The sequence below is a fragment of the Staphylococcus sp. 231237_7MaSpsaltlick genome (assembly GCF_043107035.1).
This window is the reverse complement of the sequence record NZ_JBICNX010000048.1, coordinates 1-10,481: the sequence shown is the minus strand read 5'-3', so window position 1 is coordinate 10,481 and position 10,481 is coordinate 1. Positions and strand designations below refer to the sequence as shown.

Here is a 10,481-nt window from a genome sequence, read left to right as displayed (position 1 = left end):
AGGATGGGAGCACTAAGATGAGCGTATTTATTGATAAAAATACAAAAGTAATTGTACAAGGTATTACAGGGTCAACTGCCCTTTTCCATACAAAACAAATGCTTGAATATGGTACACAAATTGTTGCAGGGGTAACGCCAGGTAAAGGTGGACAAGTTGTAGAAGGTGTACCAGTATTTAATACAGTTGAAGAAGCAAAAGCAGAAACAGGTGCGAACGTTTCTGTAATTTATGTACCAGCACCATTTGCTGCAGATGCTATTTTAGAATGTATCGAAGCGGAGCTAGACTTAGCTATTTGTATTACAGAGCATATTCCAGTTGTGGATATGATTAAAGTGAAACGTTATTCTGAAGGCAAGAAAACACGTGTTGTAGGACCTAACTGCCCAGGTGTTATTACTGCTGATGAGTGTAAAATTGGTATCATGCCAGGTTACATTCACAAAAAAGGTCATGTAGGTGTGGTATCACGTTCAGGTACACTAACTTATGAAGCTGTACACCAATTAACTGAAGAGGGTATTGGCCAAACAACTGCAGTAGGTATCGGTGGTGACCCTGTTAACGGCACAAACTTTATCGATGTCCTAAAAGCGTTCAATGAAGACGATGAAACTAAAGCTGTAGTTATGATTGGTGAAATCGGTGGTACTGCGGAAGAAGAAGCTGCAGAGTGGATTAAAGCTAATATGACTAAACCCGTTGTTGGTTTCGTAGGTGGACAAACTGCGCCTCCAGGTAAGCGTATGGGTCATGCTGGTGCTATCATTTCTGGTGGTAAAGGTACTGCCGATGAAAAGATTAAAACACTCAATAGCTGTGGTGTTAAAACAGCAGACACACCATCTGAAATTGGTACGACTTTAATCGAAGCAGCAAAAGAAGCTGGCATTTATGATGAATTATTAACAGTTAAATAATTTAATAATGCACTAAATAAGCACAAATTCCGAAGTATGTCGGGGTTTGTGCTATTTTAAGTGCCTAAAATTTACAATACTCCTATTATAATAGTAGAAACTGATTTTTTTACTATGTTTTCTCTGAGATAATTGTTGTTTGTAAATGATTAGTCAATTTACAAATGATTTAAAATTACTTTTTAAAATCAGATTAAATTTTCAACTTATAAGACATATAACTGTAAATTGAATTTGTACATTCTTGGTATATAATTTTAAGTATAAGGAGGGAACTATGAAACGTAGTTATCTATACTTAAAGCTAAGATTTGCAGGTTTATCGACAACACAAATCTACAATTTATGTAAATTATTTCCTCATTTTCTAACTGCTCCGTTCAATGATCAACATCAATTACTATCCCGATTCTTATCTATGTCAAAGATCACTCATTCAGCGACTATCTCGCAGAAATTTCAGACTGAAACAATAACACAAATACTAACAACTTTGAACAATAGTCAAACGCATTTTGTTAGTATTGACCAATGTCACTATCCTTCTATACTTCGCGAAATTTATCAACCTCCATTAATTTTATTCTACAGAGGACGTACGGACTTACTATCTCTTCCACATACATTAGCCGTAATTGGTTCAAGACATGCAACTCATTACTCCTATCAAGCACTAGATATGTTATTTCAGTCATTACAAGCTCATCGTTTTTGTATTGTTTCTGGTTTAGCAAAGGGTGCTGATTGTTATGCGCATCAATGTGCGATGTATTGGCAAATGCCAACTATTGCTGTTTTAGGGTTTGGTCATAATCATCATTATCCAAAGGAAACTGCACAAGTCCGTCAATACATAGAACAAAATGGCATTGTCATAAGCGAATATTTACCTGATGATCCACCAAAAAAATATTACTTTCCTCAACGTAACAGAATTATTAGCGGTATATCTAAAGGTGTCTTGATTACAGAGTCTATGGAGCGTAGTGGCACATTAATTACAACACAATTTGCATTAGAGCAAAATAGAAATGTCTATATATTACCTGGAAGTATATTTGATCCAATGGTTAAAGGGAATTTATTAAGTGCACAGGAAGGCGCAAAAATTGTGATTAATGCAATGGATATTATAGAAGATTATATTTAAATTTCTCAAAACAGTAAAAGTGTAGTACAGTTTAACCTGAGTAAATAATTCAATCACAAAAAGAGTGTATAGATGATGTAATTTGAACAGGTCAATGTTTTAAAATTGTAACTCTATAATTAAAAACATTGACAAAAACAAAATACACCGTTTATCATTTATCTTTGTAATTAAGAAATGCAAGGGGGTAACTACTTTGGCAGAAAATTTAGTCATAGTTGAATCGCCTGCAAAAGCTAAAACCATTGAAAAATATTTAGGTAAAAAATACAAAGTAATCGCATCAATGGGGCATGTTAGAGACTTGCCACGAAGCCAAATGGGTGTAGATTATGATAATGATTATGAACCAAAATATATAACGATACGCGGCAAAGGTCCTGTTGTAAAGGAATTAAAAAAGCATGCTAAAAAAGCAAAGAAAGTCTTTTTAGCGAGTGACCCTGACCGTGAGGGTGAAGCAATTGCTTGGCATTTAGCGAACATTTTAAATTTAGAAGATTCAAAAGAAAATAGAGTAGTATTTAATGAAATAACAAAAGATGCTGTGAAAGATAGTTTTAAACATCCAAGAGGCATAGAAATGGATTTAGTTGATGCACAACAAGCTAGACGTGTATTAGATAGATTAGTAGGATATAATATTTCGCCGGTATTATGGAAAAAGGTGAAAAAAGGTTTGTCAGCTGGTCGTGTACAATCAGTTGCATTAAGACTTGTTATTGATCGTGAAAATGAAATTCGAAACTTCAAACCAGAAGAATACTGGAAAATTGAAGGTGAGTTCAGATATAAGAAATCTAAATTCAATGCGAAATTCTTACATTATAAAAATAAACCTTATAAATTGACTAACAAAGATGACGTAGAAGTGATCACTAAGGAATTAGATGGTGATCAATTTGAGGTTACTAAAGTCACGAAAAAGGAAAAAACAAGATATCCAGCAAATCCATTTACAACATCGACTTTACAACAAGAAGCCGCGCGTAAATTAAACTTTAAAGCTCGTAAAACAATGATGTTAGCACAACAACTATATGAAGGTATCGATTTAAAGAGACAGGGTACTGTTGGTTTAATCACATATATGAGAACAGACTCCACAAGAATTTCAGACCAAGCCAAAGCTGAAGCAAAAGGCTACATTCAAGAAAAATATGGAAATGATTACACATCTAATAGAAAAGCTAAAGGTCAAGGCGACCAAGATGCCCATGAAGCAATCAGACCTTCGAGCACTTTGAGAACGCCAGCAGATATGAAAGATTATTTAACGCGTGATCAACACAGATTATATAAATTGATATGGGAAAGGTTTGTAGCTAGTCAAATGGCACCTGCCATTTTAGATACAGTAGCTTTGGATTTAACACAAAATAATATTAAGTTCAGAGCTAATGGACAGACGATTAAGTTCAAAGGTTTTATGACATTATATGTCGAAGCTAAAGATGACGAAGAGAATGGTAAAGAAAATAAATTGCCGAATATTGATGAAGGTGAGAAAGTAACAGCAACAAATATTGAACCTTCTCAACATTTTACCCAACCACCACCACGTTATACTGAAGCACGTCTTGTTAAAACATTAGAAGAATTAAAAATAGGTAGACCATCCACATATGCACCAACAATTGACACAATTCAAAAAAGAAATTACGTCAAAAATGAAAGTAAGCGATTTGTACCAACTGAATTAGGTGAAATTGTGCATGAACAAGTCAAAGATTATTTCCCTGAAATTATTGATGTCGATTTCACTGTAAACATGGAAACTTTACTTGATAAAGTAGCAGAAGGTGACATAGCATGGAAAAAGGTTATATCTGATTTTTACAATAGCTTTAAACAAGATGTTGAACGTGCAGAAGAAGAAATGGAAAAAATAGAAATTAAAGATGAGCCTGCTGGTGAAGATTGTGAAGTATGCGGTTCACCAATGGTAATTAAAATGGGACGTTATGGTAAATTTATGGCGTGTTCAAATTTCCCAGATTGTCGTAATACCAAAGCAATCATTAAGTCAATCGGCGTGAAATGCCCAAAATGTAATGAAGGGGACGTCGTGGAAAGAAAGTCTAAGAAAAACAGACTGTTTTATGGTTGTTCTAAATATCCAGAATGTGACTTCATAAGTTGGGATAAACCAGTTGGACGTGCATGTCCAAAATGTGAACACTATCTTGTTGAGAAGAAACAAGGTAGAAAGAGCCAGGTTGTCTGCTCAAACTGTGATTACAAAGAAGAAGAACAAAAGTAATAGTAATTAAATTAGTATGTTCATAATAGCGCCTTATTAGCGCAAAATAAAAATTATAATAACAGCAACTTACGGCACATATTTTAAAAAGTGGTAATCAGTTTTTATAATATATGATATACGTGTCGTAGTTGCTATTTTAATGTATTGGAGGATTTATCATGACTCAAACGGTAAATGTAGTTGGAGCAGGGTTAGCAGGATCAGAGGCAGCATACCAACTTGCACAACGAGGTATTAAAGTGAACTTAATAGAGATGAGACCGGTTAAACAAACACCTGCACATCACACGGATAAATTTGCAGAATTAGTTTGTTCCAATTCACTACGAGGTAATGCCTTAACAAATGCTGTGGGCGTTTTAAAGGAAGAGATGAGAAGATTAGATTCGTTGATCATCAGTGCTGCCGATAAAGCGCGAGTACCTGCCGGTGGTGCATTAGCGGTTGATAGACATGACTTTGCAGGTTATGTTACAGAAACTTTAAAAAATCATCCTAATGTGACTGTATTGAATGAAGAGGTTGATGGTATACCTGATGGCTACACAATTATTGCTACTGGACCACTAACTACGAGTAATCTAGCACAAGAAATTGTAGATGTTACTGGTAAAGATCAACTTTATTTCTATGATGCAGCAGCACCAATAATTGAAAAAGATAGTATCGATATGAATAAAGTCTATTTAAAATCACGTTATGATAAAGGAGAGGCGGCATACCTTAATTGTCCAATGACAGAAGAAGAATTTGATAGATTTTATGAAGCGGTGTTGGCAGCTGAAGTTGCTCCAGTTAATGAATTTGAAAAGGAAAAATATTTTGAAGGTTGTATGCCATTTGAAGTGATGGCAGAACGAGGTAGAAAAACGTTATTATTCGGACCGATGAAACCAGTTGGACTAGAAGATCCAAAGACAGGGAAACGTCCATTTGCTGTAGTACAATTACGTCAAGATGATGCAGCTGGTACGCTATATAATATTGTAGGTTTTCAAACACATTTAAAATGGGGTGCCCAAAAAGACGTGATACGTCTTATACCTGGTTTAGAAAATGTAGATATCGTAAGATACGGTGTTATGCATAGAAATACATTTATTAATTCACCTGACGTTTTAACAGAGACTTATGAATTAAAAGGAAGAGAATCACTTTATTTTGCAGGACAAATGACAGGTGTTGAAGGTTATGTTGAAAGTGCTGCAAGTGGACTTGTAGCAGGTATTAACTTAGCTCATAAATTACAAGGTAAAGGCGAAGTTATTTTCCCAAGAGAAACTATGATTGGTAGTATGGCATATTATATTTCTCATGCTAAAAATGAAAAGAATTTCCAACCTATGAATGCTAACTTTGGTTTATTGCCATCTCTTGAAAATAGAATTAAAGATAAAAAAGAACGTTACGAAAAGTTAGCTAATAGAGCATTATCATTCTTAGATAATTACAAACAAACCTTATAATAATAAATTTACAACGTTTGTTTCCGAAAATTTAGAAAATTTACCACAACTTAATAGTTATTTTTCGCAGTCCCCTTCCACAATATGCTAGAATACTTATTGATGGAGGGGTTTTTATTGGAAGAAATCCAAACAGCATACCTGTATATGTTGAAAGTTGAGAGACAATTTTCAGAACATACTTTAAAGTCATATCACGATGACTTAGAACAGTTTAATGCATTTTTATCTCAAGAATATTTAAATTTAGCAACCTTTGAATATAAGGATGCAAGAAATTATTTGAGTTTTTTATATTCAAAAGGCTTGAAAAGAACGACAGTTTCCCGTAAAATTTCTACGCTGAGAAGTTTTTACGAATATTGGATGACTCAAGATGATCAAGTAACTAATCCGTTCGTACAGCTCGTACATCCAAAAAAGGAACAATACTTACCACATTTTTTCTATGAAGCGGAAATGGATGCGCTATTTGATACAGTTGAAAGGGATGCCAAAAAAGGATTGCGAGATCGTGTAATCTTAGAACTGTTATATGCAACTGGCATAAGGGTGTCGGAATTAGTAAATATTCAAATGTCTGACTTAGATATGAATTTACCCGGTGTTAAGGTGTTAGGGAAAGGCAGTAAGGAAAGATTTATTCCTTTTGGCGAATTTTGTAAACAAAGTATTGAACGATATTTAGAAAGCTTTAAACCTAAGGTAAATGCAAATCACAATTATTTGTTAGTAAATATGAGCGGTGCGCCTATAACAGAGCGTGGCGTTCGTTATGTGTTGAATGATGTTGTCAAACGAACGGCAGGCGTGACAGAAATTCACCCTCATAAATTGCGGCATACATTTGCAACGCATATGTTAAATCAAGGCGCCGATTTAAGAACAGTTCAATCATTGTTAGGGCATGTAAATCTTTCGACTACAGGTCGCTATACACATGTGACAAATGATCAGTTGAGAAAAGTTTATTTAAATGCACATCCACGTGCAAAAAAGGAGAATTAAATTATGAGTACATCTATACATGCAACAACTATATATGCTGTGAAACATAATGGTCATTCTGCGATGGCAGGTGATGGTCAGGTAACACTTGGGGAACAAGTGATTATGAAAAATACTGCTAGAAAAGTGCGACGCTTATACAACGATAAAGTGTTAGCTGGTTTTGCAGGAAGCGTTGCGGATGCCTTCACTTTATTTGAAAAATTTGAAACAAAGCTTCAACAATTTGGAGGTAATTTGGAAAGAGCTGCTGTAGAGCTTGCTCAAGAATGGAGAGGCGATAAACAATTACGTCAACTTGAAGCGATGCTTATTGTTATGGATCAAGAATCATTACTAGTTGTAAGTGGAACAGGGGAAGTCATTGCACCAGATGATGACTTAATTGCAATTGGTTCAGGTGGTAATTATGCATTGAGTGCAGGGAGAGCACTGAAACGCCATGCAACACATTTATCTGCAAAGGAAATGGCATATGAAAGTCTGAAAGTTGCTTCTGACATTTGTGTGTTTACCAATGATCATATTATCGTCGAGGAATTATAAATTAGAATGACAGAATAGTTTAAATATAGTAATAAAAATGTATAAAATATTTGAAATCGGATAAAGTATAAGCAATTGCTTGTATAGCGATAAGGCATTTAATTATTGGTTTTTAATTATTATGCATAAATGGAGGTTATACAGATATGGACACGAATGGTATTAAACTAACACCAAAAGATATCGTTTCAAGTCTGAATGAATATATTGTCGGACAAGAAGATGCAAAACGTAAAGTCGCAGTTGCGCTCAGAAATAGATATCGCAGAAGCTTGCTCTCTGAAGAAGAAAAGCAAGAGATCGCACCTAAAAATATTTTGATGATTGGTCCAACAGGTGTTGGGAAGACAGAAATTGCTAGAAGAATGGCAAAAATTGTAGGCGCGCCTTTCATCAAAGTGGAAGCTACTAAATTTACAGAAGTAGGCTACGTTGGTCGTGATGTTGAAAGCATGGTTAGAGATTTAGTCGATGTAGCAGTACGTTTAGTAAAGGAACAAAAAAAATTACTTGTTGAAGATGAAGCTAGAGAGAAAGCAAATGAAAAACTTGTCAAGTTGTTAGTACCTAGTATGAAGAAAAAAGCGAACCAAAATAACAACCCGTTGGAATCATTATTTGGAGGGGCAATGCCTAACTTCGGACAGAATAATGACGAAGAGGAAGAAGCTCCAACTGAAGAAATTAAAACTAAACGCTCTGAAATCAAACAACAATTACTAAATGGGCAACTAGAAGAAGAAAAGGTTCGCATTAAAGTTGAACAAGACCCAGGCGCTATGGGTATGTTAGGTACAAACCAAAATCAACAAATGCAAGATATGATGAACCAATTATTGCCTAAGAAAAAGGTAGAGCGAGAAGTACCAGTAAAAACTGCGAGAAAAATATTAGCAGATGAATTTGCAGATGAATTGATCGATCAAGAATCTGCAAACCAAGAAGCAATTGAACTAGCAGAACAAATGGGTATTATCTTTATTGATGAAATAGACAAAGTTGCTACAAATAATCAAAATTCTGGTCAAGATGTGTCGAGACAAGGTGTTCAAAGAGATATCTTACCAATTCTTGAAGGTAGCATGATTCAAACGAAATATGGTACTGTAAGTACGGAACATATGCTGTTTATTGGTGCTGGTGCATTCCATGTTGCTAAGCCAAGTGATTTAATTCCTGAGTTGCAAGGTCGTTTTCCAATTCGTGTTGAATTAGAAAGTCTTTCAGTAGAAGATTTTGTTAGCATATTAACAGAGCCTAAATTATCACTTATCAAACAATATGAAGCATTGTTACAAACAGAAGATGTGACGGTGAACTTTACTGACGAAGCGATTCAGCGTTTAGCTGAAATTGCATTCCAAGTCAATCAAGATACGGATAATATCGGTGCACGTCGACTACACACGATTTTAGAGAAAATGCTTGAAGATTTATCGTTTGAAGCACCAAATATGCCGAATGCTGTGGTTGATATTACACCACAATATGTCGATGATAAATTGAAAACAATCTCAACAAATAAAGATTTAAGTGCATTTATTTTATAATATAAATTACAAAGGAGTAAGAATATGAGCTTATTATCGAAAACTAGAGAATTAAACACACTTTTGCAAAAGCATAAAGGAATTGCCGTTGATTTCAAAGATATGGCGCAAACGATTAGTAGTGTAACGGTAACAAATGTATTTATCGTTTCAAGAAAAGGGAAGATTTTAGGATCAAGCTTAAACGAATTATTAAAAAATGAACGTATTATTCAAATGCTTGAAAACCGTCATATCCCAAGTGAGTATACAGACCAATTAATGGACGTAAAGGAAACACAATCTAATATTGACATTGAAAATGTACTCACAGTATTCCCTCCTGAAAATAAAGATTTATTTACTGATAGTCGTACAACTATCTTCCCAATCCTAGGTGGCGGGGAACGTTTAGGTACTTTAGTATTAGGTAGAGTTCAAGACGATTTCTCTGAAAATGACTTAGTATTAGGTGAATATGCTGCAACAGTGATCGGTATGGAAATTTTAAGAGAAAAGCATAATGAAGTTGAAAAAGAAGCTCGAGATAAAGCTGCAATTAGCATGGCTATCAACTCATTATCATATTCTGAAAGTGAAGCAATCGAGCATATTTTTGAAGAGTTAGGCGGAAAAGAAGGCCTACTTATTGCTTCTAAAGTTGCAGATCGTGTTGGCATTACAAGATCAGTTATTGTTAATGCATTACGTAAATTAGAAAGTGCGGGCGTTATAGAGTCACGTTCACTCGGTATGAAAGGTACTTTCATAAAAGTTAAAAAAGATAAGTTCTTAGACGAATTAGATCGTTTTAAATAAAAAGTATTTTATTTTGTATATAAAAAAAGAGCGTGAGAATTGACTAGGTTGAACGCGTGTTATAAATTTCGTTCAATGTTATAACACGTTCTTTTTTTATGTCATAATTTAACTAATGAAATAGTTGCTTTATTAATGCAGATGTGATATATTTATTCACGGCTATAAAGCCAATACACACATAAGAAGTGAAAGTATAAACGGTGCGATAATTAATTATCGTGTTTGTATGAGCTTTTTATGGAGGTAGAAAACCAATAGGAGGAATTTAATCATGGCAGTAATTTCAATGAAACAATTGCTAGAAGCAGGTGTTCACTTCGGTCACCAAACACGCCGTTGGAACCCAAAAATGAAAAGATATATCTTCACTGAGAGAAACGGTATTTACATTATCGACTTACAAAAAACAGTGAAAAAAGTAGAAGAAGCTTATAACTTCATCAAACAAATTTCTGAAGATGGCGGTAAAGTTTTATTCGTTGGTACGAAGAAACAAGCTCAAGAATCAGTTAAAGCTGAAGCTGAGCGTTCTGGTCAATTCTACGTTAACCAAAGATGGTTGGGTGGAATCTTAACTAACTATAAAACAATCTCTAAACGTATTAAACGTATCTCTGAAATTGAAAAAATGGAAGAAGATGGCCTATTCGAAGTATTACCTAAAAAAGAAGTTGTAGAACTTAAAAAAGAATATGACCGTTTAATTAAATTCTTAGGCGGAATTCGTGATATGAAATCAATGCCTCAAGCATTATTCGTAGTTGACCCTCG

9 protein-coding genes are annotated in these 10,481 nt (G+C 34.6%); all 9 read left to right on the top strand.

The window, feature by feature from the left end; genetic code table 11:
* The first annotated feature begins 17 nt into the window (after positions 1-17).
* Positions 18-923 carry a succinate--CoA ligase subunit alpha gene (gene sucD / locus ACF91D_RS28880; RefSeq protein ID WP_042738864.1) on the top strand — a complete coding sequence of 302 codons (906 nt, stop codon included), beginning with the start codon at positions 18-20 and terminating at the stop codon, positions 921-923.
* Positions 924-1,200: 277 nt separating this feature from the next.
* Positions 1,201-2,073, top strand: coding sequence for a DNA-processing protein DprA (gene dprA / locus ACF91D_RS28875; RefSeq protein WP_107526953.1), 873 nt, complete (start codon positions 1,201-1,203; stop codon positions 2,071-2,073).
* Positions 2,074-2,269: 196 nt separating this feature from the next.
* On the top strand, positions 2,270-4,336 hold the full coding sequence (gene topA / locus ACF91D_RS28870) for a type I DNA topoisomerase (RefSeq protein WP_042738862.1): 2,067 nt from the start codon (positions 2,270-2,272) through the stop codon (positions 4,334-4,336).
* 161 nt (positions 4,337-4,497) lie between these two features.
* Positions 4,498-5,805 (top strand): FADH(2)-oxidizing methylenetetrahydrofolate--tRNA-(uracil(54)-C(5))-methyltransferase TrmFO, encoded by a 1,308-nt coding sequence (trmFO, locus tag ACF91D_RS28865; protein WP_107513135.1) that lies wholly within the window; start codon positions 4,498-4,500, stop codon positions 5,803-5,805.
* A gap of 117 nt (positions 5,806-5,922) precedes the next feature.
* Positions 5,923-6,813 carry a tyrosine recombinase XerC gene (gene xerC, locus ACF91D_RS28860; protein WP_107526952.1) on the top strand — a complete coding sequence of 297 codons (891 nt, stop codon included), beginning with the start codon at positions 5,923-5,925 and terminating at the stop codon, positions 6,811-6,813.
* Between the two features lie 3 nt (positions 6,814-6,816).
* Positions 6,817-7,359, top strand: coding sequence for an ATP-dependent protease subunit HslV (gene hslV, locus ACF91D_RS28855; protein ID WP_042738859.1), 543 nt, complete (start codon positions 6,817-6,819; stop codon positions 7,357-7,359).
* Between the two features lie 146 nt (positions 7,360-7,505).
* On the top strand, positions 7,506-8,909 hold the full coding sequence (gene hslU, locus ACF91D_RS28850; protein WP_107589436.1) for an ATP-dependent protease ATPase subunit HslU: 1,404 nt from the start codon (positions 7,506-7,508) through the stop codon (positions 8,907-8,909).
* Positions 8,910-8,933: 24 nt separating this feature from the next.
* On the top strand, positions 8,934-9,707 hold the full coding sequence (codY, locus tag ACF91D_RS28845) for a GTP-sensing pleiotropic transcriptional regulator CodY (protein ID WP_042738857.1): 774 nt from the start codon (positions 8,934-8,936) through the stop codon (positions 9,705-9,707).
* Positions 9,708-9,981: 274 nt separating this feature from the next.
* On the top strand, positions 9,982-10,481 hold a 500-nt coding region (gene rpsB, locus ACF91D_RS28840), incomplete at its 3' end, for a 30S ribosomal protein S2 (protein WP_392438204.1).

Excerpts from the sequence above, each read along its gene's own strand:
- sucD (WP_042738864.1), top strand. The coding sequence starts at position 18 with ATGAGCGTATTTATTGATAAAAATACAAAAGTAATTGTACAAGGTATT.
- dprA (WP_107526953.1), top strand. The coding sequence starts at position 1,201 with ATGAAACGTAGTTATCTATACTTAAAGCTAAGATTTGCAGGTTTATCG.
- trmFO (WP_107513135.1), top strand. The coding sequence starts at position 4,498 with ATGACTCAAACGGTAAATGTAGTTGGAGCAGGGTTAGCAGGATCAGAG.
- hslV (WP_042738859.1), top strand. The coding sequence starts at position 6,817 with ATGAGTACATCTATACATGCAACAACTATATATGCTGTGAAACATAAT.
- hslU (WP_107589436.1), top strand. The coding sequence starts at position 7,506 with ATGGACACGAATGGTATTAAACTAACACCAAAAGATATCGTTTCAAGT.
- codY (WP_042738857.1), top strand. The coding sequence starts at position 8,934 with ATGAGCTTATTATCGAAAACTAGAGAATTAAACACACTTTTGCAAAAG.